We start from the raw sequence: 25,268 nt of genomic DNA, 5'->3' as shown, positions 1-25,268 counted from the left end.
TCATGTGGCTTATATAAATTTTCCTTAATATCTTTAAGATTTTCTTTGACACCTTTAAGCTCTATAATCTTATCATCAATTTCAACAAGCTTTTTATTAATTAATTCTTCTACGTAATTTATATCTAAATCTACACCATTAATAGCTGAAATAAATTTCTTATCTGTTCTAAAGTAAATCCAGCACTCTTAGCACTCTTAATAAAGCTAAGGATAATTAATGTATCTTCTGAATAAAGTCTGTATCCTTTTGAAGTTCTTTTAGGATTAGGAATTAGCTTGTTCTTTTCATAGAATCTTAGTGTTTCCACATTAATGTCAGCTATCTTGGCAATTTCACCTCTTAAATAATATTTCATATTACTTTCCTTTATTCATGCCTTTCTATTCAAGATATGTTTTTTTTAACTTAATATTTGATGAGTTATCATATTATCATACAACTCATTTACGGAACGGGCAAATTATATATTGTCCTATGTAATTTATAAGAAGGTTCTGACTTTCAGATTTCCATGTATTGTAGCAATAACATAACGAGAAGTTTAAGCTTGAACATTAGTTACGAATATTACTTATTAGCAGAAGCAAAAGTTATTTTTCTGACAAATCATGTGTTAAGTAATTCCTTTAATACCATATCAACCACTTCTGGTACTGTGTCTGTTGACCCTTGTGCCCCATTTTTTTCCGCTTCTACCCTATGCTCCAACCGACTTCCGTCTGAAGAGAATATTATAAATGGAATTTTGTTGCCACTATCACGTATTTTCTTCAACAATACATACCCCTCGCGAGGTCCTTCCTTTCGCCCCATATCAGATATAACAAGCGAATACGTATTGTTCTCCATAAAATTTAGTGCACGTTCAGTTGATAATGCTAAATCAAACTTTAACCCATAGTTTTCAAGAATGTTCCGTACATACACATTGTTTTCAGGGCAATCGTCCACCCAAAGTATCAGTTTATTTCCTCTCGTTTTACTAAACTCTACTCCACGATGAATACTGTCAATATATAATTCTAAATGCTCACGAAATATATTTACCAAAGCATTTTCGTCTGGTACTGTGAAGAAAAGACCTTCATTTTTATGTTTCTCTTTAAACGCTTGTATTTTAGCATACTGCTCTTGGTCGATTTTTGATGGTGAGACAGGTTTGTCAAGAAAATAAAGAAACACATGCTTTCCATCCTTGAGCATACGTTCTATTTCTTCTTCCGTACCCGAGCCATAATCCTCGGTTTCTGTACCAAATCTTGTCCAAAAAACAGCAACCGCAAAGTCTGCTTTATCAACAATCTGTTTATCCAAAATTTTTTGAGGATGTCCACCAAATTGTGGAAAGGCATTGTTTGTCCAACTTATTGTCCGCAAGACAACACCATTTTCTCTCCCATAAAAGTTATTAAATTTACTCGCAACATTTTCAAACATTCCTACAAATTGAGAAACATCACCTGGGCAAGATATTAGCAAGTCATAAACTTTAGCCATTTTCATAATAAATCCTCCTCAAATATAAGGTATTTATATTTTTAATATAATTCTTATTTGATAGTATAAAGACATGGTAGCAATTCGAATTTTCACATTACTGCTATTATATGCATGCCCAGTAATATGGAAAACAGTATTTAAGCCCCCCATAATTCTTAAAATTACAGCCTTCCAATCTTAGCTAAATCTTCTTAATCAATATTTTACCATATATCCCTTATATTTGTTATAACATATCTTTCCTTTAAAATCCTTCTATAACACAAAAAGCCACTATTTATGAATCCCAAAACCCATAAATAGCGACTTTTCTCATCATTTAAGCAATCTGCTTCACGTTACCAACATCATGTATCTACAGTCAAACTACCACTATATCACATCTCTGTTCTTACAATTTTACCTGCACCAAATCCTAATTAACATAGGGCAACTTATCATACTTACCCAGCAAATACCCTTTGAGTATGGCTAAATCAATAGCATTTATTTCACCATCCATATTTAAATCTCCGACAAACATCTTGTCCTGGACAGGAAAACTATCTATCTTTCCCAGTAGGTATTGCTTTAAATATGCAAAATCAATGGCGTCTACTGTTTTGTCTCCATTATAATCACCTACAACTTCTACGTTAAGCGGTGTTTCTGCCACCCCTTCTAATGTAGGAACTACTACCTTCATCAGTCCGGTGTTGGCATCAAACTCCACTTTATCAATACAGGTCTCTCTATGGTAGCCGAGACCACTGCTATATTGCCCCAATGGCGTCACAAACCTGTGATAAGCCATATAATACTCATCTTTATTAGGAAGCTTTATAATTGACTGATGTCCGCATCCAAGAATATTGTTGTCCGGATTCTTGGATAAAACTGTGTATTGATATTGAATAGGCCCATATAGGCTATTTGAAGTACCATAGTTTACATGATAGTTTTCACTACCTGTATCATCACACGACCATGTAAAATGATACAGACCGTTCCTCTTAATCACTGTCATTGATTCTCTGAAATCAACAGCACCACTCAGATTTTTCATAGACCCTGATTTTAAGCTTATCATATCATCATTCAACTGAACTATAGCAGGTGAGCCATTACCAAAAAGCAGATAGGAAATTCCGTCATCATCTGTAAAGACTGATGAGTCTATTGTCTGACTTACAGTAACTCCATTTTCCAGATTTTCCGGTGTGATTAATGGTTCACTTTCTGCTATAAATGGCCCTTTAGGACTTTCCGAGGTTGCAACTCCAATACAGGATTTACCATCTGAACGCTTTGCACAGAAGTAGAAATAATACTTTCCGTTCTTCTCTACAATAGTTGGCGCCCAAGCACTTCCTACCGCCCAAGGAACATCCTTCCCCACTCCTGCATCAAGAATAACTCCTTCATCTTTCCAGTTAATCATATCTGATGATGAAAATGCATGGAACTGGGTTCCACTCCATCCTGTATAACCGTCTGTGGTAGGATATATATAGTATTTATCTCCAAATATACTGATATCTGGGTCAGCAAATTGTCCTCCTAAAACAGGATTATTGCAGAGTATCCCTTCTACTGTCCATACCTGTATACTCTCATCCGGCATCTTGATTCTAATCGATACCGGCTGTGTCAAATCTATGGGGTGTCCAACCAATCCATCTATTGTACAGCCGTTTGCTAACTGATATTTTAATGGCACTGATGAAATATCCTTTACAGTACTGTTGCTACGACTGAAATATACTGTAGCCTTTTTATTTACCGAATCACATTTTGTCCCAATGATACTGTATCCTTCTGCAGATGCTCCTTTTATAATGTTCTCTTCAACAATGTTTGCTTTAACCTTTACCGTTGACAATACTTTTCCGTCTGCCATTGGTACTCCGAAGTTAGGAGTTCCGTCGCTATTCCAGACTAATTTCTGAACACGGGTATGTCTGCCTGCATCATACAGGGGTTCATAGCTACCACTAATGTATTTTTCTTCCTGACGGGCATGGTATACAAGGATATCTTCACTACCATCCTCAGACACTGTAAATGTATTATGTCCCGGGCCGTATTGGCCTGCCTCTGTATTGAAGGTCATTACCGGATATGGTGTCTTTACCCAAGAATTAGGATTCAATAAATCGCTTTTATCCGAGGCTGTAAGAAGTCCCATACAATATAGAGCATCTGTACCGCTAGCGGAATAAGAAATGAATATTCTGCCGTTTCTCTTAATAACGCTTGGCCCCTCATTTACTTTATAGGCATGAATTTCCCAATCGTATTGAGGAGTGGCAATCTTGACAGCATTTGTATCAATTGTATAGGGATCTTTCATTCTAGCAATATATAAGTTTGAATTAGGGTCATTCTGAGCCCAAACCATATACATATTTCCGTTATGCTCAAAAACAGTTTCATCCAGAGAGAAACCACTAAAAGCCATGTCTGAAGAATTAGTCTTCTTTACCTGTCCCTTGTCCTGCCAGTTTTCTTTTACCATTGGATCCAGATTACCCGGGCACATTAAGACATGTGGCCGTATTTGCCAGACGTCGGTGCTGGATATGGTAGTTGTATAATAAATATACCAATTCCCGTTAATAAAGTGTATTTCTGGTGCCCAGACATGAGGACTTTTGTTTCCTTGAAGAGGAGCCTTTGTATATATTACCTTTTCAGTTGCAGTGGAAAGGCCCTGAATGGTTGATGCTTTTCTAATTACTATACGGTCATATTGATACATACCTACATTGTTGTGTCCGTTTGAAGCATCTGTATATGAGGCAGTGAAATAATAATAACCATCTGTATGTTTATAAATACACGGATCTGCCCTGTTCAATATTAAAGGATTTTCGTACTCATTTTCATATAATACTCCTTCAACTGTAGCAATTCCATCCTCTGTATACTTAGCCTGACTTATATCATCCCATAATACTTTAGCACTTCCTGTTGTACCATTACTGTAATTAACTTTTACTTTCGAAGGTAATTCAGGTAATTGACCTGCATTTTTGGTAACAGTAACATCTTCTGCACTTACTATTTTTACTGGCTTGTTAGCAATACCAAATTCATCTGCAATTTCTGTTTCATTAAATGCACGATTGTACACTTTTACATTGTCAAAATAGCCCTTGAAATAGAGATCTGCTGAGTAGAAGGATTTACCTAGATAAGCCATCAGACTTGTACCCAAATCCGACATTGAAATTGACACATTATTATTTCTGCCAAGCATCAAGCCATCCTTATATATAGCCATACTTGTAGGTGTTATTACCAACTTAATATTCATCCACTTATTTGCTATAGGTACAGTAGTGGCCTTAACCTCCTGTTCATTTGAGTAGGAATTTATAGTAATTGCATTTCTGCTTTCAGTATCCCGTGTTCTCAGAAACATATATTTATTTGTATCTTTACCTACAGTAAAAGTAAAGAAATTCCCTGATACTGTCAACGGCTTAATATCCATAGATATTGTTACCGTATTCCTGCCATCAAAGAAACCCTGTGGGAAAGCCGCAAAGGTATCTGTGGTTCCATCTAGATAAAGTACTTGAGATTTCTTTTCAGAGTCATATACATATGTTGCATTTCCGTTCAAGGTACCCTTACGGTTATTACCTGATGTATCAGCGATTGTATTTCCTGTCTTTGTCTCGTCAAATTTGTATTCAAGTATCGGAGTTGTCTTGGGTTCTTCAATTGGTGCTGAGTTTCCCCATTTTGTCATAATTGCATTGTATTCAGCCTGGGTTATGGGCATTACTGTTCCATGACGTGGCCCGGTTGGCAGCTTATACTCTGAAGAATTTAGTCTAGTAAACACACCAGATGCAATGTCTGTAGATACCATGGGATAGTAGCCTCCTCCTCCATAGTAATCTAATAGCAGACACCATTTGTTTTGACCGTTAAACTTGAAGATTGCGGGTCCTTCAACACCTTTCTGGCTTTCAACACTAGTTGATGGTAAAGATACGAAATTCTTATTCAGCAACTGATCGCATTTATCTATAAGAATGTTCTTATTAACTTCATCTTTTGAAAATCTGTAATATATGCCTGCGTGTTTGATTATTGTTGTATCTATTACATCATTACTTCTTTCAATATACAACTTTGGTTCGGTAAAAGTATAAAAGTCTCTTGTCTTTGCTATGTATATTCTAAACTTGCTATAGTTATCTGCTCCTATTCTTGATGCCCAGAACATCACATATTCTCCGGTTTTCTCGTCAAATACTATTTCAGGAGCCCAGGTACAGCCTGCGTCATCCCTTGCAACCTTAACTAGTCTTTCTTTAGACCAATTTATTAAATCATTGGATTCCCAAATAACAACAGATTTACTTCCGGATGTTGCAGCTGCATCCCAGCCTTTACCATTTGCTATTCTTAGGTCTGTTGCAACCATATAGAATTTATCTCCATCAGGTGATCTTATTATAAAAGGATCTCGAACACCCTTATCTCCAACAGTTGAAGTCAGTACCGGATTGTTTCCATTGAGTTCATTCCAATGAAGTCCATCTATACTTGAAGCAAAGTATATCTGCTCTGCATCAGATCTGGCAGTGCCATTAAAATATGTAAAGAAATATCCCTTATAATCCGATTCATTTATAGTTTTTGGTTTTGCCTTTACTGTAATAGTCAAATCTGTGGTATCCGATGCAGTTCCATTTGTCAGATGTGCTGTTAATGTTACTTTTGTGTCTGTGTTAGGCCTTGTAACGACACCTGCAGGAGTATTGTCATAGCCTTGATTCACTACTTCATTCACATTAACAATAGAAGGCTTGTCCGTTGACCATGTTACCTTGACAGTTACTCCTTCAGTAACAATTGATGATGGTAATGTAATATTTCCGCGTATATCATCTGCATTAGGAATAAAAAGCTGCTTTTTGGCATTCTCAATTACCTGGTCCTGTCCTTGCAACAATGCTTTAACTGTAACTTGGAATATTTTAGTATCACTTGCACTTCCTCTAGATATAGTTGCAGTAAGCGTTACCTGTTTATCTGTATCAGGGTATTTAGGCCTATTTACATAGCCAGTTGAAGAAACAACACTTGGGTTAGAAGAGACCCAGGTAATAATACTGCCATTCTCTCCTGTTGTGGGCAAGTTAATTTTTGAAGTTACCTGACTTAAATCTCCTAAGTTTAGCGCTGCTTTGTCCATTGCCACAATATCAGCTGCGCTGCTGTTACTTAATTCTACTACCTCTGCGCTGCTCAATGCCCTATTATATAATCTGAAATCAGAAATTTTTCCTTTGAAATATTTGTCCTCAACATAAGGTGCTCTTCCAATGAAATTTGCTGCCGTAGATTCAATATCTTTGGGAGTATATGCTACATTGGTGTTCTCAGCAACCTTCACCCCATCTACATAAAGTGTACCTATAGTCCCTTTTTGAGTATATGTAACATACTTCCACACTCCTGTACTAAAGGCCGAGTTCACCTTAGTGTTTTGCTCGTCAGTCCAGCGTGCTTTTGCAAGCATAACCCTGTAAACTCCTGATTCTAATAGAAAACCGAAATAATGTGCATTCACGTCACTTTTGGAATCTGTCGTCGTACCAAAAGTAAATATCCAGGACGGGTTCATATTTGATGAATCAACAAAGACCCTGGCGCTTACAGTAGTCTCTGTCAGCTCTGACAATAGGCCATTGGGCATCTTTATATATCCTGAACTTCCATCTAATTCAATTGCACCCGAGCCATTTTGGGCCGTTATCCAACTGCAATTACCATTCAAAATTCCGTCCCTGCCGTTACCTGAAGAATCGGCCACTTTTATACCTGATCCCTCGTTAAACCTATACCAAAGCATCAAACCGGTGTCTGCATTTGCATTGTTTACAGGCATAAATGAAAGTAGTCCTGTGAGAATTGAAGTAATTAGCAGACATGACAAAATACGCATTTTAATCATAGCTTTCCTCCTTTATATTCACTTTTCAATTTGGCGGGAGCTTATATTTCTACAGATAGTTATCATAGTAGGGTTTATACAAGAATATTATATCATAATTATATACATATAAGTAAATTATTGTATTATAATTCAATTAGTGAGTCAAAAAATAATGCTATATAGAATAAGTATAATTAGTTAAAAGTATGTTATTTAGGCATTTTAGAAGGGCTTAATATTGTATTAATTATTACTTTTTTCCGTATATATAATTACTACATAAAGACATGCAGCAAAAGAAATTAATCTTTTGTTGCATGTCTTCATTGTACTTACCTCCTTGTACAATTATTTTGTATTAAATCAGTGACCAAAGCCACTGTTCGACCCATTAAAAGTCATAGTTAACATAACACTTCAAATTTTATTCTTTTCCAAACATCAAGCACATCATCCGGCTTCACATCTTAGCCATTATGCCAGCGTTTGTTGGCCTGAACTTTGACAATCATGTATAATATCTTCCGGACTTGGAAGGTGTGTGTTTCACCTCCTGGGACGGACCTTGGCGGGCCGATTACCCGTATGAAAGAGTATTTTTCCATTCCGGTAAGTCTACATGATTTGGCTGGTTGAGGCCAGCTTTTTAGCTGGTTCCTCGTGTCACATGCAAGGTTGTTTGCTTACATGAGAAGGAATGGAGGCTTTTAAGTCCATTAATTTTTTAAGGAGGCATTTTGATGAATTTCAGACCTATTGCAGGAATCGATGTAGGTAAATTCTTCAGTGAGATGGCAATTCTTTCTCCATCCAATGAAGTGATTGCCCGCATGAAGATCCACCATGATTCCAGTTCTGACGTTGAAAGAGTCGTTGAATTACTGAAAAAAACGGAAAAGGACTTTGATTCTAGGCCTTTCGTCGTCATGGAATCCACCGGGCACTATCACAAAATCCTTTTCCATTCACTTTGTAAAGCTGGATTGGAGGTCTCCATCATAAACCCCATCCAGACTGATTCTATCAAAAATATTGGAATCAGAAAAGTGAAAAATGATAAAGCTGATGCCCGGAAAATTGCCCTGCTATACAGATTTCAGGAGCTTAAAACTACTAATATCCCCGATGAGGATATTGAATGCCTGCGAAGTCTTTGCCGACAGTACTACAAGCTCTCTGACGAACTTACTGCCTACAAAAACAGGCTTACGGGTATTGTTGACCAACTCATGTTAAACTTCAAGGATGTATTCCCCAACATCTTTTCAAAGGCTGCTCTTGCAGTATTGGAGAAATATCCTACGCCTGCGCATATTCTTAAAGCGAACAGGAACAAGTTGATTGCACTGATCCAGAAGAATTCTCGCAGAAGCCTTAAGTGGTCAACTGCAAAGTATAATCTTTTGGTCTCCAAAGCCAGAGAGTTTGCGCCTTTGACTGTTCATAATTCCTCGAACATTGCTATGCTGGGTGTCTACATATCCATGATCAGAACTCTGGAAGATAACTTGGCGAAGGTCCTAAAAACCATTCATCTATTGATCGCTGAAGATATGGCAAAGGATATGCCCATGCTAGCATTAACTCTTGAACTTTTTCAGAGCCTGCCAGGTATTGGCCTTCTTACTGCTGCCACCATTCTAGCAGAAATCGGCGATTTTTCCGCTTTCTCTAAGCCGGGAAAACTGGTTGCTTACTTTGGCATTGACCCCTCTGTGATGCAATCCGGAGAATTTACCGGCACACGGAATAAAATGTCCAAGAGAGGTTCCAGGCTACTTCGCAGGGTTCTTTTTACAACTGCTCTTGCCAATATCCGAACTAAGCGGAATAAAGAGGCTTGCAACCCTGTATTACTTGAATTCTACAAGCAAAAATGCCAGAGTAAACCTAAGAAGGTAGCTTTGGGAGCAGTTATGCGTAAGATCATCATTTACATCTTTGCTGTTCTAAGGGACAGAAAACCGTACCAGTTACGCAGTCCTCAGGAACATGCTCAGATATTAGCAGCAAAGCATATAGCAGCTTAGCAGTACCTGCACTTGATGTTTAGTTTTCAAGGATCAGTATTTCATTTTAGACCAGCTATTTTATGTCTACTTCGCAAAGGTGGTCTTGTTGTTATGCATTTTTTCTATGTCAGGAGTTTTCAAAAATTCATAAAGCTTTTTCTTAAAAACTCTTGACTTTAATTAGCTGGTCTTTTATTTTTTTGAGCTAATTCTATTATTATTTTCTATTTATTGTAATTTTTTAAATAAATTGACAAAATGTATAATAATTCTAATCTATTTTTTTGTAAAATGTTGGAATAATTGTTGACAATTTGCAAGATATCTTGTATTATATGAAATATCCATTATAGTAAATTCAACCCATATATGTATTATGTATAGTTTATTATTCAATCAAACATAAGTAGCTGTGATTTAGCCACTCTTGTTTTAGTTAGCTTTATATGTAAACATTTAAATCTTTTTGCTAAGGAGATTATAGCGGTATAAATTAGTAGAATATGCTAAGCAAAATCTTTTCAAAACATTTATTCTCCCAAGTATAGACCTGTACAGAGGGTAGTATCCCCCTTATCAGATTAATAAGGGTATAGAAATACTTGGCGTTCCATAAAAGGAAGTGGAAGAACATAAATGTGCAGCGTTATATACTTTTTTGATTCAGAAGTATTATAGTAAGAACACTCAAAGTGCCCATATCAGTCTTAAGAATGGATTTTAAAGAGATATAAAATTCACTTTTTTGACTGTGTAGGATTATTAAAAATCTAAAATTTTAGGAGGATGAAGCAACAATGACTGAAAATGAGAAAAAAATAATAAAGATTTTGGAAGAAGTTTTGGCATTAGAGGACTCTGGTGAAACAATAACTGCCGATTCTGATTTAATAAATGATCTTGCCGCTGAATCAATTGATTTTATTGATATCTGTTTTAGATTGGAAAAGGATTTTAATATCGGTAAAGTAGCAGTAACAGATATTTTCCCTGCGGGTTTAAAAGATGAAGAAAAATATGATGATGATAAAATGAGCGATGAATTAAAAAAATATCCTCATATTAAAGGAGATTTGCTGGAAGAAATTATATCAACTAAGAGTTTAAAACCACTTATGAAGGTAAAAACCCTAATATACTTTGTTGATTGGAAGAAGGCAAATGCATAAGGATAATCAGGTTGTTGTCACTGGCATCGGTTTGGTTACTCCTTTAGGATGCAATTATAATGAGGTGTGGAACTCACTGCTTGCCGGCGAGAATGGTATTCGCCGATTATCCGGTGATTTTAGCCGATTAAGTGAAAATCAAGTATATATTGGCGGTGTAATGCCTGAACTTCCATTCCACCAGCTAAAAATGATGAATTCAGGATATAAGGCTAAATGTAGACATTTGGGTCCAACCGCCAAAATGCTTATTTATGCAGGACTAAAGGCATTAGAAGATGCAAACCTGAGTACTCCGGATGATACTCAAAGGTATAATATCGGGGCTGTTGTAGGTGCTGGGTCCACCCTTGCAGAGGAATATGATGGAATACCTTTAGAGGATAGGAATCCTAAATGGTTTTTGGAAACCTACCCTAATCTTCTACTATCCCACCTGGCTTCTGCAGCTTCTCTCAAAGGATTTGGGTGTACTATTTTGTCTGCCTGTGCCGGAGGCAATCAGGCTATCGGAGAAGCAATGAAGAAGATTCAGCGTGGCGAGGAAACTGTTCTTCTGGCTGGAGCTGTGGATAATAAACTGTCATACTTACATACCTCGGGCTTTAGCCGACTGAAAATGTGTTCAACAAGTGACGACCCTGAAAGTGCCGTCAAGCCTTTTGACAAAAACCGTAATGGTTTTGTTATTGGTCAGGGTGCTTGTATGCTGGTGTTGGAGTCATTAAGCAACGCCCTTAAACGAGGTGCGGATATAAAAGGAAGAATTGTGGGCTATGGAAATGCATTGGATGGAGGAAGTTTGACTGATGCATCCTACAAAGGAAAAATTGCGGCCATGCAGCGGGCTTTGGATGATGCCGGACTGCAGGCTGATGGCATAGGGTATATTAATGCCCACGGGACATCCACCGTATCCAATGACAAGGAAGAGAGTATCGCAATTAAAGAGGTTTTTGGAAATAAATCCTACGAAATTCCTGTAAGCAGTACAAAATCAATGATTGGGCACACTTTTGCCGCCTGTGGTGCAATAGAAGCTTTTGTATGTATCAAGAGTCTTTTAGATCAGCGTGTCCATATTACCAGAAACTTTCAAGAAGGAGATCAATTCTGTAATCTTGATTACGTTAAAGGTTCTGCCAGGGATGTTAAGATGGATTATTGTATCAGTAATACAAGCGGACTCGGAGGTTATAATTCATCCCTTATTTTTGCAAGGGTTTAAATTATGTGGAGGATATCATGGAAAATGCAGTAGTCATCAGCGGAATAGGAATTTTAAGTCCATTGGGAATTGGATTAGAAGATCACATAACTGCCTTGAAAGATGGAAAAAGCACTCTCAGGGCTTCAGATAAGAGTGGTTTTGCAAATAATATCGGTAGTGTGCCGGATTTTAACCCGGGCAAATATATTCAAAATAGAAAGTCTCTGAAATTCCTTAGCAGGCAGAACATCTTTGGCTGTACTGCTGCCGAATTAGCAAAACTAGATACGGATTTATCATTAGAAGAAATCAAAAAGCAGAGCCAGGCTACCACTTTAATTGTCGGCTCCGGTTTCACCCATAGCCTTAGCTTAAAACCTGTAAGCGAGGCTATAATACCTTGTGTTGACGAAGATGGTTGTTTGGATTACAACAAGCTTGGAGATACAGGATATCGCATGCTCCCCCCTCTTTGGATTCTCGGACGACTACCTAATACAACAGCAGGTCAAATTTCCATACAAAACGGAATTAAAGGTTTAAATTATACTGTAGTAAATGGAATTAACAGCGGGATTGTAGCTATTGGAGAGGCATTCCTGGTTCTACGGCATCAACGGGCAGTTAGAGCTTTCTGTGGTGCTGTTGAAGATGCAATTTCCCCCGACGTTTTTTGTCTAATGCTAGATGAAGGCGTAATAAGCGAATCAATTCATGAATCGTATCCTTTTAGCGTAAAAAGTAAAGGTTTCATAGGAAGCGAAGGCGCAGCTATTCTAATTCTAGAAACTGAACAAGAGGCTAAAGAAAGAGGCGCAAAGCCATACGCCGAAATCATCGGTTACAGTAATTTTTACATTCCTGACCGTGCAGACTTTAACTGTTCCGAAAGCCTTATACCGCATTTTGAAAAGTGTATGGTTAAAGCATTGGAGTCATCAGGCATTTCTGCAGATGACGTAGATTTTATCCAGGCCAGTGCCGGCGGTAATTCAATCATGGATGCTGCCGAAGCGGCTTCTATTAAAAAGCTGTTTGGTAAGAAGCCATGGGTAACGACAGCACAATCTTACATTGGAAACACCTTAGCTGCCTCTGGCGCCATTTCGGTGGCCATTTCCTGTCTAGAACTTCAAAACGGGTTTATCGCACCAATTCTATCAGATAATTCTCATTTATTAGATCAATCATTGAATTATGTATTAGGACAGGCGTTAGAAGTAGACAGCAAAATTTGTCTGATCAATTCTTTCAGTCATCTAGGAGAGATCAGCAGTCTTGTCATAAGGAAGAGGGATATATATGAATAGAGTAGTTGTAACAGGTATGGGGGCTGTTACGCCATTTGGTTTTGGCGTTAATACCCTATGGGATAATTTGCTGAAATGTAATAATGGGATTTCCAAAATTAAGCATATCAATTTGCAGGGTGACATTGTTAAAATTGGGGCATGTCTGCCTGAAGCTGATTTTACCCAATATGAAAAAGAGGATCCCGTACTTTTTTCGTATCTACCGGAAGATGATAGCGTAAAAAGCTATTTTTTGGCTGTATACGAAGCATTAAAGCAATCAGGATTGGAGCCGCGAAAAATGGACTCCACTGACCATATAGCGGTTTGTATCGCTGACCGAAAAATGAACTTAATAAATTACGTTGATCAATATGCCCCCTTTCTTAAGAAAGCAAAAACTGAAACGGGATTTGACGATCAACTGTATTTTGATTTAATTAAAGGAAAAAAATTGGGCAAAACTACCCCATTTAATGATAATGAGAGCATTAATCACTATGTTTCCCGAAATCTTCGAATCACTGGCCCACAGTTAAGTGTAGCTACTGCGTGTGCATCAGGAAACAATGCTATTGGAGAGGCTTTCTTTAAAATACAGAATGGTTATATAGATATTGCCATTGCAGGTGGAGCTTACAATTTGGATTTAAATAGTATGCTTGGCTTTACACGTATTGGTGCTTTGACAGTCAATCCTGACCCTGAAACAGCTTGCTGCCCTTTTGATGCACGTCGCGATGGATTTGTGATGGGTTCTGGTTGCGGAGTTGTCATTTTGGAGAGTCTGGAATCAGCCGTAAAAAGAGGAGCCAATATTCTTGGTGAAATAGTAGGCTATGGATATTTCAGTGATGCATACCGTCCTACAGACCCAGATCCTGAAGCCACAATCAGTACAGCAACCATACAGGCATGTTTGAAGATGGCCGGTGTAAATCCTGAGGATGTGGGATACATTAATGCTCATGGTACATCAACTAAAATGAATGACTTAACGGAAACCATAGCAATTAAGAATACTTTTAAAGACTATGCCTACAAAATCCCAATCTCATCTACCAAATCTATGATTGGACATTCCATCATGGCAGCTGCTGCCATTGAAGCAATTGTTTGTCTGAAGAGCATTCAAGAAGGAGTAATCCATCCTACTAGAAATTGGAAAGAACGAGACAGTGCACTTGATTTGGACTATGTTGCAGATGGTCCTCGTGAGGTAAAAATGGATTATGCACTTTCCAACAGCTTTGGATTTGGAGGACAAAATACTTCAGTATTATTTGCAAGATATAAATAACATTATGAAAGGAACCGCCTCTATGCATACGGAAAAAAAGTTTCAAAATACCGAAAGTGCCTTTGAACTTTCGGAAGACCGTTACCCTCATTTTAAAAACCATATTGAGTGTTTTTCTGTGGAAGGAGATACAGCACGTTTAGATATTGAAATAGATTCGTCCCACCACGTTTATTTAAAGGACCATATTTTCGGTACCGATTCTTTTGTTCCTGCAACCATGATCATGGAGCTTTTTTTTGAAGCCGCTGTCTTCTATTCTGAATATCAACTGAATTTGGATGTAGCTAATTTAAGACCGGCACAGCTTGTGGATTTTTCAATATTGCGTGCACTTGCAATGCTTCCCGGTAATTCCATGAAGGCACAATTTATATACCGGAAAGTAATTAAAAATAAAAATGAAATTGAATTTGAAATTGAAATTGTTTCTAAAAGAATTAACAAAATGAATCAGGTATTGGGAACGCGACTTAATGCGACATCACGCGTAGTTTTATCCTATAATGATGTTGAAATTCAGGAATTTCTAATTCCCCAGGAAGAATATAACTACTACCAATTACCAAAAGATAGTTACTATAAGTTCTATTTCCCTTCATTAGGACCTTTGTTTCAAAGTTCCTGTGCACGCTTTGCTGTAAATAGTGAAAAAACTTTATTTATCGGTGAGTATGACTGTTCTGGAAAAGAGAAAAACTTCATTTCCAATCAAGAATCTACTTTTTTGACTTCTCCTCTTGGAAATGATTCTTGCTTACAATATGCAGTATTCTTTTCCAGATATATAAACCTAATTGGAAGGCTTCCTATTGGAGGTAAGCAATTGGATTTTTGCAGACCTCATCCATTAACCGGTAAAGTTAAGGTTTTTGTAGAATTGGTTGCTATTGATGAAGATATGGTGTGTAACATCTGTTCCTTTGATTCGAATGGTATTATTTTTAAAGCAAAAGAATTTGTTGTAAGAAAGTCCCCATATCATTCATTAATGGAACGAAAAGAATTTGATGACATGATAAATAAATGTAAGGCAATGCCGTTTATTTGGTAAATTCGGAGTAAGCCTATGTGCTTGAAAGGATTAAATATAATGTCGGATAAGATTTTATATGCCTATTTAGGTAAAACATCTAAAGAGCAGTCTCTATCCATTTTGGATTTAAGATCTGACAATGATATAAACTATATGATTGATTCTGACCTAAGAAACAGCATAAACAAAGATGTAGAAGGTTTATGTGGCTATACTGATTTTTTCGATGAGCGTCAGATTCAGGAAAAATTGGATAATTGGATGCCTGCAAAACATATTGTAGTATGCCCCACAGTAGATAGTCTTTTGGATTTATCCAGTGCCGATGAAAACTTGAGAGTACTCCTGCAAAAGGTCTTCTCCCTCACAAAAATGCTTTATCTTCCGGTAATGCGTTATAGACAAAGTATGTTATGGTATCTGGATTTCACTCCAATATATTTAGAAAAAAATCCTCAATGCGGTGTTTTGATGGAATCCTTTAGTAAAGGTCTAGATGCTGTATCTAAGGTAGCAGCATTAGAATTATCAAGAAAAAAGATTCTTGTGAACTCCATCAAAGTAACAAATCAAGATTACTTACCGGATCTTATATCTTTTCTGGCATGGTCTGGCAAACGGAAAATGTATTTGACCGCACAGTCATTAACGCTTTAAGGAAAGCAGGGTGAAATATGGACAAGAAAATTGCTTTGGTAACGGGTGGTAATAAGGGAATTGGAGCTGCTATATGCAGAAAACTGGCATCGGACGGGTGTTATGTATGTATCAACTCCAGAAATAAAGAAAATGCCCGCGATTTATTGGATGACATTGTAGCCTCTGGTGGGGTTGGAGAAATCATTGAATTTGATGTGAGGTCTCCTCAGGAAGAAATTCAAAAAGCTTTGAATAACTTCCCTTTCCAACGGTTGGATATTTTAGTAAATAATGCAGGTACCTTAAAAGACAATCTCATTTATGAAGTGAGTAATGAGGACTGGAATCAGGTGTTGGATACTAATTATTTTGGTGCTTTAGCAGTCCATTCTGCCTGTTTGAGCAGGCTAAGATTATCCCCAAACGCTACGGTTGTAAATCTTTGCAGTATTTCAGGAGTCAAACCCCGGAAAGGCCAGCTCCCCTATGCTGTTTCTAAAGCCATGCTTATTGAATGGACAAAGCAAATGGGCCTCCGTAACAGAAAAAATGATATTTCATATTATGCCGTCTCCCCTGGCCCGGTTGCTACTGATCTGATTAAATCCTCACCTTGGTACAACGACCCCAAATCTACTCAAAGAATACCGTTGGGAAGGTATGCAGAAGTGGAAGAAATAGCTGAATTCATTTCATATCTTGCAGAAGGAAACCATGTTTTTGAAAATGGCTCTAACATTATTTTGGATGGCGGTTTCACTCAAACCGTAAAGGAAACCTAATTTTGACGAGTATGAGCAATATTAAACCTGTTGTTTAGCGAGGTAGTAAAATAATTGTAAAGGTATTGGTTACTAAACTATGAAAGATAACATGAGCAAATTTTTTATTGAGAATAATCAACGTACGGTATGCTATTATGTTGGAGGCAATCCCGCTTCTGAGAAGATTATCTTCTTTTTAAACGGTTTATATGTAGGTAATAAATCATGGATAAAACAGCAGCGATACTCTTATTTTCGCGATAATTATAAACTACTGTTTCTTGATTACCCTGGAGTAGGCAATTCTGAAGAAAAGGAAAATCAGGAACTGGTTTATGAGGATATTATAACAGCCATAAAAAATGTTTTAGACCGTGAGGGTCGTCGGGAAACTCACTTGATTGGCTATTCACTTGGAGGTATGTTCGGCCTTTGGTTCACCTACCAGTTTCCATCTTATGTAAACAGTCTGGTATTGTTGAATACCGGTGTCCGGATAAATATTTATATTTATCAGATGATTCATGGTTTGATAACAATGATTGATTCAGGTGTTGACCTTAAAAATGTATATATGTTTCTATATCCCTGGAACCATTCAGAGGAATATTTAGAAAAAACTTCTGACATGGAGCATATTACTCTTGAAAACTATTACAATTACAACCGAAACACTCGTTCTTTTAAAGCATTGTTAACAGCCCTTAGAAACCATCCAAATCTTAAAGAGAGTCTGGAACATATCACCTGTCCTACACTTGTTGTTGGTAGTGGTAATGATAAGGTTTTCCCTCTGGAATATCAGAAGGAAATCGCAGCAAAGATTCCAAACAGTACCTTGCATATTATCCCCAGTGCAGGGCACTCAGCGTTTATTGAAAATCACCAGGAAATGAACGCTTTAATAGAACAACATCTAAAGAAGTTTGAAAATACAAATGAGAAGTTATAAACTGCTGAATTTAATAATTGGGAGGAATTATAATGAATATCACTGAGAACTTATCAACACAGGATATTTTAAAACGGCTTTCGGAAAAAAATTATACCGAAATATTCAACATTCGTTCAAGGGTGGAAGCAAGTGATTGGGAAAGAATTGCGGTAGAAAATCTGAAGCAGAATATTTTTGCCAATCCCAACCGATACCCGAACACAAAAAATGTTTTGTATGTACATATTCCCTTTTGTGCTACAAGGTGTGATTACTGCCCTTATTATACAACTCCATATACATCCCAAAAAATAACGGATTATTTGGATGCTTTGGAAAAGGAAATCGAAAATATAAAGAATACTCCCTTTATAAAATCTACAACTTTTAGTTCTGTCTACTTTGGTGGTGGTACCCCTTCGGTTTTAAGCGCAGAAAATATTAAACGAATTGTTTACAAAATTTTTAACAGCTTTAATTTTGACAAAGATGGTGAGTTTTCATTTGAGTCAAATCCTTCAACATTAAATGAAGAAAAAATTATAGCGTTAAAAAGCAGTGGAATGAACAGAGTCAGTCTCGGAATCCAGACCTTTAGCGACCGTTTTCTAAAGGAAATGCATTGTGCACATACGCCTGAAAAAGCAAAACAAATAATCAATCTTTTACTGGATTATGGATTTACAGTAAATATCGATATGATTTATGGGCTCATTGGACAGACAAAGGAACATTTGGAATACGATATGGAAGTGCTGAATTCTTTTGGTGCACCACATCAAGTTACTTTGTTCCCTCTTAGAATTGCCACACACACACCTTTAGGTGAAGAACTTGAAAGAAAAGAAGGTATTACAATTAAGGCACATTTCAAAAGGTTATTGGAATTTGATGCTTTTATTGAAAAAACTATGCTCAATAATAATTATTTCAGAGAGGAATCCCCCGTATTCTATCATAAGAAAGGTGCTTATGAACATAAATACCATTCTACTGAAACAAGGATTGTAGGTATCGGTTCTAGTGCCGGAACATTACTTGATGATGGTGAAGGCTGTAATTTCCATAACGTTGATGAGTATATCTCTGCAATAAATGAAAACCGTGATCCTGCTATCAGCGGAGTTGCTCTCAATCAGCAGCAAGCTTATGAACGATTCATTCTCTATCGTATTATCTATATGAATCGTTCCCTACCCAATTTTAAAGAAATTGTAGAACAGCGTTTTATGGAACACTATGGAGTTCCAATGGGGGACATTTACGACAAAGTGCTGGAGGATATGCGCCGACTACGCTTTATTAAAAGCGGAACAGACAAAATTATATTTACAGACCGTCTTTGGATGGTACTTAATAAGGTCAAAATTGGAATGCCTAGTATATTATAGTTGCATTAGGATAAGGAGTGTTGATATATGGAAAAGCATTGTAAAAAGTGTTTGTTACCGGATACTTATCCCGGTTTGACACTGGATGAAAACGACATTTGCAATTTATGCAACAATTTCGAAAACGAAATTGCTCGTAAAAGTTCAAGGTTATTCGAAAATGAGGAGGAATTAGGTAAATTTCTTAGGAAATTCAAAAAAAGGGGCAACAAATATGATGTCCTTGTTCCTCTCAGTGGAGGCGTGGATAGCTCTAATGCATTGGTAACCTTAGTTGAGAAATACAAACTCCGCCCTCTTGTATATCATAATGACGATGGTTTTGTAAGTGAAATAGCTTCGGAAAATGCCAGAAAACTTTGTGCCGGGTTGGATGTAGATCTAATTGTCTGGCAACATGATATGACATTCATGAAAAAGTTATTTCGCTATATCAATGAGTCTGATCTTAAAATTAGTACCTGCTTAATGTGCGGAACTATTTTATATCTAAATAACATTGAACTGGCAAGGAAATTTAACATTCCATTGATTATCAACGGCTTTTCAAAAGGTGGATTTTCCATTATTACAAACAGACCGAGATTTAATGATATGGTTGAACAAATCATTGCAGAAGTATTAAAGCGTGAAGATATTCAATTTGTGAGAGAGTTCCGTAATAAATTTAAGCTTATGGATGAACATGTAATCCTACAGGAGATGAAAGATGCTGAAGAAAGCATCCGCTCGGAACTGCCCCTGTTTATTCCCTACTATATGTTCAAATTTAATAAAACCGATAAGGAAGCTTATAAAGAAGATCTCATGCGCCGCTTTGGCTGGCAGCCTATGCCCACCAGTTATCCCTGCAGAACTACCAACTGTATAATGATTTGGCTAAATACTTATAGTGACTTTAGGAAAATGGACTATACGTATTTTACTGAGGAATATGCTTATATGATAAGAGAAGGCGAATTTTCCCAAGAACAGGCAAAAAAAGATCTGATGTTCTCTCCCCCACCTGGAATGCTAAAAAAATTAGCTGAGCAAATCGGTCAGGATGCATTTGAATGTCCTGACACCGTTACATTAGATAATTGGGGAAAACCATGTAAATAAACTAATATGAAAAAGGGTATAAAATATGTGTGGAATCAATAGCCTATATAAAATTCATGGAGTTGTAGATCCAACAGATTTGCGGCGGATGTCTTCTGCCATCGTACATCGTGGACCGGATGAGGCCGGTTTTTGCATTGTAAATGGTGGAAGGGTCGGTCTAGCAAACCTTCGCCTTAGCATTATAGATATAAAAAATGGGCATCAACCCATGTATAATGAAGACCAATCAGTTGCATTAGTATATAATGGTGAAATTTATGATATTGAGGAATGTCGCCAGAATCTTATAAAAAAGGGACATCGCTTTATTACCCGCTCTGATACTGAAGTAATTGTACATCTTTACGAAGAATATGGAATGGATTTTCTTGATAAAATCAATGGCGAATTCGCGTTTATATTATGGGATGAGCGAAAAAAGACAATGTATGCAGGGCGGGACCGTCATGGAATTAAACCGCTTTTTTACCATGTTAACAGTAATGAATTTGTATTTTCTTCTGAAATCAAGGGAATTCTTTCTCTTGACAGGATTGAAAGAAAAATCTCGCCCGACTACGTTATGTCTACCTGTATTACCCTTTACTCACCAACTGATACCTTTATAGACGGTATAAAAAGTATACGTCCCGGCCATTACCTAGAAATCAGCGACGAGTACGGTTTAAGGGAGAAATGCTATTGGAAACCTCGCTTCAATACCGATAATAGTATATCCTTTTCTGAAGCCAAAGAAGGAGTACAACACTACTTAGTTAATGCGGTAAGACGAAGAATGATAGCAGATGTCCCTGTAGTGGTTTATTTGAGCGGAGGTGTGGATTCTACCCTTCTCTGCGGTATCATGGCAAAGCTTAACCAAAAGTTGAAAGCATTTAATATAGGGTTCAACGAAGCTATATATGATGAATCGGGTATTGCTGAGGAAACTGCCAAATTTTATAATGTAGACTTTCAAAGTGTCCATTGTAGTATGGAAATGCTGGCAGATTCTTTTGAAAAAAATCTTTACCATAATGAAGCAGTAATTGTAAATCCGCATTCTATTGCAAAACAACTATTATCAGCTCATGTCCATCAATCAGGCTATAAGGTTTGTATTACCGGTGAAGGCGGAGACGAGTACTTTGGAGGGTACCCCTATTTCCGTCTGGAACAGATATGGAGGATGCTGTTATCCGACAGTGATACTGCTAAAAAAGGACTGAAATTTTTAGAAGAATTTAAAGTAAAAGAAGCCCCAACGGAATTTGCTATGTGGGATCACAATGATAAATGGAATCAGAACAGCAGTTTTGTCGGATATCACAGTTTTTTTGCCAACCGTGCAATCGGAGCATATGAAATGTTTCATAAGATTCTGGACACCGAGGCACTGGGAATCACTTCAGCTCAGCAACCGGGAAATCTCATACGACGCAACTATGATTTCGAGTATTTAAGAGAACTTCACCCTTTCAACGCCAGCCGTTTTATTTCTTTAAACCAACTATATACATATATGATTCCTCTTCTAGGGGACAGAATAGAAATGGCAAATTCTGTAGAAGGACGTTTGCCTTATTTAGATCGTGATTTAGCAGCGTTTGTATCAAAACTTCATCCCAAGTATCTTCTACAAATGGATAATCTCCGTGAAAAACATGTCCTTAGAGAAGCATTTAATACAGAGCTGCCCCCTCATATTAGAAAAGGTAAAAAGCACACGTTTTTATCACCTAATTGGGATTCCTTTCTGGCAACTAGCAGAGGGCATGAGCTTGAAGAAGAACTGCTTTCGGTAGATGCAATTAAAAGAACCGGAATTTTTCACAGAAAAAATTCAAAATATATAACTCTGGCTCGGAAAACTCTCTCACCTGATGATCACACCAGGAAAAGAGTAGATTTGGCTATTGGAGTAATGCTTTCTCTTCAAATGCTACATCATCTTTTTATTGAAAATAAAGTATACTCAAATCCAAAGTTTAATATGGTTGATCGAAGCCCTAAGTAGTTAAACTTTTTAAAAGTTTGTTACGTTAAGGTAAAAAGTACAAATAAAAAAGTTTGAGGTGTCGGTAATGAAAATAACTGTACTAAACGGAAGTCCAAAAAGAGAAAAAAGTACAACTTTACTGCTAGTTAAACATTTAATTGATAATTACCCACAACATGAATGGAATGTATGCCATATCTGTCAAAGTGAGAACTCCCATGAAAATTTTTTGCACGCAGTTAAATATGTGGAGAAATCAGATATAATACTCTGGTCATTCCCGGTGATTTTTATGTTGGTTCACTCCGATTATAAAAGATTTATTGAATGGATTTACGAAAACAATTTCCAGACAGCATTTAGTAATAAATATGCAGCCTCTCTATCTACTTCAAACCATATTTACGACAGTACAGCCCATGATTATATTCAAGCCATATGTGAAGACCTTGGAATGCAATACTTTGAACCATTTTCTGCATCTAAAAGTATTGCATTAAGTATAAAACAGAAACAATGTCTTGAAACATTTGCAGAAACCCTCTTTCAATCTGCATCAGGCAAAGTGCAAAGAGAAAATTTATTTCCCCCTCTGCAAGAAAAGTGCTTTACATATACTTCAACTCTCCCTCTTAAAAAGGTAGATGTAAAAGAACATCGTATATTAATGCTCACAGACTGCACTGACCCAAGTTCTAACCTGTACGGAATGATTGAAAGGATGCGTAATACCTTTTCAGGCTCCGTTGAGGTATTGGATGTTAATAAAATCAAAATGAACGGCAGTTGCAAGGCTTGTTTACAGTGTGGGATGGACAACGTATGTATTTATGGTAACAGCGATGACATCCATGAAATCTATAACAAAAAGATTAAAGAGGCTGATATTATTATTTTTGCCCTTAGGATGGTGGATCGCTATTTTTCATCACGCTGGAAAATGTTTGTGGACCGCCGTTTTCTTAATACTACCCGTCCGCAGATGGTGAATAAACAGATTTGCTATCTTGTTTCAGGACCTTTACGACAAAATTATACATTGCATGAACTCATCCGTGCTCAGGTAGAGATTGACAAAGCAAACCTGGTAGGTATTGTAACCGATGAATACCAAGATTCACAAGAAATTGATCGATTACTGGATGTTCAGGCACAAAAATTAATTTATTTTGCTGATCATAGTTATGTTAAACCCTTTACCTTCCTTGGTGTAGCGGCAGGCAAGCTGCTAAGGGATTTAATTTGGGAGAGATATTCCGTAAAACTAAATGGGGACTACCGATATTATCGTAAACATAAGATGTTTGACTTTCCCCAGAAGAAATTTGATAGAAAAATCAAAAACATTTTTTTAATCAATCTCATTAGACTGCCTTGGGTTAGAAAAACCATTCAAAAAAATACAAGGCGCATTATGATTGCTCCTTTTCGTAAGGTTATCCATAATTGGAGCAAATAATATTTTTATACATCGAGGTGTTTACAATGAAAATCACGGTACTTAATGGAAGTCCAAAAGGAGAAATAAGTGTTACTATGCAGTATGCACGCTATATGGAACAGGAATTTCCCCAGCACACCTTTCAATATGTACATGTATCCTATGATATCCGCACTCTAGAGGAAAATACTTCGGAGTTTTTACGTGTCATAGATATAATCAGAAATTCGGACGGTATAATATGGGCAACACCAACTTTCTTTTTTTTAGTGCACTCCAACTATAAACGTTTTATCGAATTAATTCGGGAGCGTAAAGCAGAAGATGCCTTCAGTGGAAAATATGCAGCAATATTGACCTCTTCCATACATATATACGATAATGTAACTCATGATTACTTAACAGCAATTTGTGAAGATTTAAACATGCTTTGTACTGGTTATTTTTCTGCTTCCATGAACGAATTGATACAGAAATCCCAACGAGATAGATTATATCTTTTTGCTATGGACTTTTTTAACGCCATTACTGAAAAAATTCCCATTGCAAAAATGTATCAGCCCTTACAGTATAATAGTAACAGATATATTCCGGGAGAATCTGCCTGTCAGGTGAATAGCTCCGGGAAAAAAATACTGCTTCTAACCGATTGTCCCGAAGCCGACAGCAACCTTGGAAAAATGGTGTCCCGTCTAAGTAATGCGTTTACCGAATCTGTAGAAGTCATCGACGTAAACAGGATGGATATTAAAGGCGGCTGTCTTGGATGTGTGCATTGTGGCTTCGATAATCAATGTGTATATGCAGATACTGATGATATTTTCACTGTTTATAATAAAAAGATTCGGGAAGCCGATATCATTATTCTGTGCCTGAGAATCGTTGACCGTTACTTTTCATCCCGGTGGAAAATGTTTTTTGACCGGAAGTTTTTAAATACCCATCAACCTCAAATGATTAATAAGCAAGTGGGATACATTGTCTCTGGGCCACTTAGTCAATTACCTCAACTTAGAGAAATCATTCGTTTCCAAACGGAGATTGATCGAGCTAATCTGGCAGGGATTGTTACCGATGAGCACGAAAAATCAGAAGACATTGACTCGCTGATAGATGATTTTGCAAAACGGATAGTTTTCTATGCAAATCAAAAATATCGTCGCCCATACACCTTCCTTGTAGAAGGCTCTGGAAAAATTTGCAATGATTTGGTTTGGGGAAAATGGCGTTTTATTTACAGGGGTGACCATCGGTTTTATAAAGCACATGAAATGTACGGATATGGTAAATCAAAAAGAAAAACAAGCAGAAGTATTTTAAATTTTCTTTTGACTATGCTATGTAGAATTCCGGGTGTGAAAATGTACATTTGGAAGAATTACAGCGAGCCAAAATCTGACCCTTTCGATTATCTGGATTTACTTGAAAATTGATTTATAAAATCTTGAATTTCTATAAAGTACCCTTTGAAGTATCATCTTGAGAAATATTCTGAAACTCCTTTGATTTCAGGGGTTTCAGAATATTTCCGCTTTCTTATAAGAAAAAACA

At 37.0% G+C, this 25,268-nt stretch carries 17 protein-coding genes; 14 read left to right on the top strand and 3 right to left on the bottom strand.

Annotation, left to right across the window (positions count from 1 at the left end; translation table 11 throughout):
- Positions 1-130 precede the first annotated feature (130 nt).
- The 3 genes from K412_RS21540 to K412_RS0118615 form a co-directional block, all read right to left on the bottom strand.
- Positions 131-358 carry a MerR family transcriptional regulator gene (locus K412_RS21540; RefSeq protein ID WP_051461066.1) on the bottom strand — a complete coding sequence of 76 codons (228 nt, stop codon included), beginning with the start codon at positions 356-358 and terminating at the stop codon, positions 131-133.
- Positions 359-609: 251 nt separating this feature from the next.
- On the bottom strand, positions 610-1,506 hold the full coding sequence (locus tag K412_RS22430) for a response regulator (protein ID WP_157833857.1): 897 nt from the start codon (positions 1,504-1,506) through the stop codon (positions 610-612).
- A gap of 412 nt (positions 1,507-1,918) precedes the next feature.
- Positions 1,919-7,462: a family 43 glycosylhydrolase gene (locus K412_RS0118615; RefSeq protein ID WP_024834488.1), complete on the bottom strand. Its 5,544-nt coding sequence runs from the start codon at positions 7,460-7,462 to the stop codon at positions 1,919-1,921.
- A gap of 722 nt (positions 7,463-8,184) precedes the next feature.
- Between K412_RS0118615 and K412_RS0118605 the strand changes: the two genes are divergently transcribed.
- From K412_RS0118605 to K412_RS0118540, 14 genes are all read left to right on the top strand, one after another.
- Positions 8,185-9,474: an IS110 family RNA-guided transposase gene (locus tag K412_RS0118605; RefSeq protein WP_024832178.1), complete on the top strand. Its 1,290-nt coding sequence runs from the start codon at positions 8,185-8,187 to the stop codon at positions 9,472-9,474.
- 779 nt (positions 9,475-10,253) lie between these two features.
- A complete protein-coding gene (locus K412_RS0118600; protein WP_024834487.1) occupies positions 10,254-10,625 on the top strand; it encodes an acyl carrier protein in 372 nt (123 codons plus the stop codon).
- Positions 10,618-11,853 carry a beta-ketoacyl-[acyl-carrier-protein] synthase family protein gene (locus K412_RS0118595; RefSeq protein ID WP_024834486.1) on the top strand — a complete coding sequence of 412 codons (1,236 nt, stop codon included), beginning with the start codon at positions 10,618-10,620 and terminating at the stop codon, positions 11,851-11,853. The genes K412_RS0118600 and K412_RS0118595 overlap by 8 nt, the downstream gene beginning before the upstream one ends.
- A 17-nt stretch (positions 11,854-11,870) precedes the next feature.
- Complete coding sequence (locus tag K412_RS0118590; protein ID WP_024834485.1) at positions 11,871-13,145, top strand: beta-ketoacyl-[acyl-carrier-protein] synthase family protein; 1,275 nt, start codon at positions 11,871-11,873, stop codon at positions 13,143-13,145.
- The gene (locus K412_RS0118585) at positions 13,138-14,427 is read left to right on the top strand and encodes a beta-ketoacyl-[acyl-carrier-protein] synthase family protein (RefSeq protein ID WP_024834484.1); all 1,290 of its coding nucleotides are present in this window, start codon (positions 13,138-13,140) and stop codon (positions 14,425-14,427) included. Before K412_RS0118590 ends, K412_RS0118585 begins: the two co-directional genes overlap by 8 nt.
- Positions 14,360-15,481: a polyketide synthase dehydratase domain-containing protein gene (locus K412_RS0118580; protein WP_024834483.1), complete on the top strand. Its 1,122-nt coding sequence runs from the start codon at positions 14,360-14,362 to the stop codon at positions 15,479-15,481. Before K412_RS0118585 ends, K412_RS0118580 begins: the two co-directional genes overlap by 68 nt.
- A gap of 39 nt (positions 15,482-15,520) precedes the next feature.
- Positions 15,521-16,120 (top strand): hypothetical protein, encoded by a 600-nt coding sequence (locus K412_RS0118575; protein WP_157833856.1) that lies wholly within the window; start codon positions 15,521-15,523, stop codon positions 16,118-16,120.
- Positions 16,121-16,137: 17 nt separating this feature from the next.
- Positions 16,138-16,884, top strand: a complete 747-nt coding sequence (locus tag K412_RS0118570; protein ID WP_024834481.1) for an SDR family NAD(P)-dependent oxidoreductase — start codon at positions 16,138-16,140, stop codon at positions 16,882-16,884.
- Positions 16,885-16,963: 79 nt separating this feature from the next.
- Positions 16,964-17,818: an alpha/beta fold hydrolase gene (locus tag K412_RS0118565; RefSeq protein WP_024834480.1), complete on the top strand. Its 855-nt coding sequence runs from the start codon at positions 16,964-16,966 to the stop codon at positions 17,816-17,818.
- Positions 17,819-17,850: 32 nt separating this feature from the next.
- Complete coding sequence (locus K412_RS21535) at positions 17,851-19,191, top strand: coproporphyrinogen-III oxidase family protein (RefSeq protein WP_024834479.1); 1,341 nt, start codon at positions 17,851-17,853, stop codon at positions 19,189-19,191.
- A gap of 27 nt (positions 19,192-19,218) precedes the next feature.
- Positions 19,219-20,295, top strand: coding sequence for an adenine nucleotide alpha hydrolase family protein (locus K412_RS0118555; RefSeq protein ID WP_024834478.1), 1,077 nt, complete (start codon positions 19,219-19,221; stop codon positions 20,293-20,295).
- A gap of 25 nt (positions 20,296-20,320) precedes the next feature.
- Positions 20,321-22,294 (top strand): asparagine synthase (glutamine-hydrolyzing), encoded by a 1,974-nt coding sequence (gene asnB, locus K412_RS0118550; protein WP_024834477.1) that lies wholly within the window; start codon positions 20,321-20,323, stop codon positions 22,292-22,294.
- A 67-nt stretch (positions 22,295-22,361) separates the two neighbouring features.
- On the top strand, positions 22,362-23,735 hold the full coding sequence (locus K412_RS0118545; protein ID WP_024834476.1) for an NAD(P)H-dependent oxidoreductase: 1,374 nt from the start codon (positions 22,362-22,364) through the stop codon (positions 23,733-23,735).
- 26 nt (positions 23,736-23,761) lie between these two features.
- Positions 23,762-25,150 carry an NAD(P)H-dependent oxidoreductase gene (locus K412_RS0118540; protein WP_024834475.1) on the top strand — a complete coding sequence of 463 codons (1,389 nt, stop codon included), beginning with the start codon at positions 23,762-23,764 and terminating at the stop codon, positions 25,148-25,150.
- Positions 25,151-25,268: the final 118 nt, after the last annotated feature.

Origin of the sequence: Ruminiclostridium josui JCM 17888, assembly GCF_000526495.1 — a bacterium.
Taxonomy (GTDB): Bacteria; Bacillota; Clostridia; order Acetivibrionales; family DSM-1351; genus Ruminiclostridium; species Ruminiclostridium josui.
This window is presented reverse-complemented; position numbering and strand designations above follow the sequence as displayed.

Coding starts and splice junctions, on each gene's coding strand:
- K412_RS21540 (WP_051461066.1), bottom strand. CDS start 358: ATGAAATATTATTTAAGAGGTGAAATTGCCAAGATAGCTGACATTAAT.
- K412_RS22430 (WP_157833857.1), bottom strand. CDS start 1,506: ATGAAAATGGCTAAAGTTTATGACTTGCTAATATCTTGCCCAGGTGAT.
- K412_RS0118615 (WP_024834488.1), bottom strand. CDS start 7,462: ATGATTAAAATGCGTATTTTGTCATGTCTGCTAATTACTTCAATTCTC.
- K412_RS0118605 (WP_024832178.1), top strand. CDS start 8,185: ATGAATTTCAGACCTATTGCAGGAATCGATGTAGGTAAATTCTTCAGT.
- K412_RS0118600 (WP_024834487.1), top strand. CDS start 10,254: ATGACTGAAAATGAGAAAAAAATAATAAAGATTTTGGAAGAAGTTTTG.
- K412_RS0118595 (WP_024834486.1), top strand. CDS start 10,618: ATGCATAAGGATAATCAGGTTGTTGTCACTGGCATCGGTTTGGTTACT.
- K412_RS0118590 (WP_024834485.1), top strand. CDS start 11,871: ATGGAAAATGCAGTAGTCATCAGCGGAATAGGAATTTTAAGTCCATTG.
- K412_RS0118585 (WP_024834484.1), top strand. CDS start 13,138: ATGAATAGAGTAGTTGTAACAGGTATGGGGGCTGTTACGCCATTTGGT.
- K412_RS0118580 (WP_024834483.1), top strand. CDS start 14,360: ATGCACTTTCCAACAGCTTTGGATTTGGAGGACAAAATACTTCAGTAT.
- K412_RS0118575 (WP_157833856.1), top strand. CDS start 15,521: ATGTCGGATAAGATTTTATATGCCTATTTAGGTAAAACATCTAAAGAG.
- K412_RS0118570 (WP_024834481.1), top strand. CDS start 16,138: ATGGACAAGAAAATTGCTTTGGTAACGGGTGGTAATAAGGGAATTGGA.
- K412_RS0118565 (WP_024834480.1), top strand. CDS start 16,964: ATGAAAGATAACATGAGCAAATTTTTTATTGAGAATAATCAACGTACG.
- K412_RS21535 (WP_024834479.1), top strand. CDS start 17,851: ATGAATATCACTGAGAACTTATCAACACAGGATATTTTAAAACGGCTT.
- K412_RS0118555 (WP_024834478.1), top strand. CDS start 19,219: ATGGAAAAGCATTGTAAAAAGTGTTTGTTACCGGATACTTATCCCGGT.
- asnB (WP_024834477.1), top strand. CDS start 20,321: ATGTGTGGAATCAATAGCCTATATAAAATTCATGGAGTTGTAGATCCA.
- K412_RS0118545 (WP_024834476.1), top strand. CDS start 22,362: ATGAAAATAACTGTACTAAACGGAAGTCCAAAAAGAGAAAAAAGTACA.
- K412_RS0118540 (WP_024834475.1), top strand. CDS start 23,762: ATGAAAATCACGGTACTTAATGGAAGTCCAAAAGGAGAAATAAGTGTT.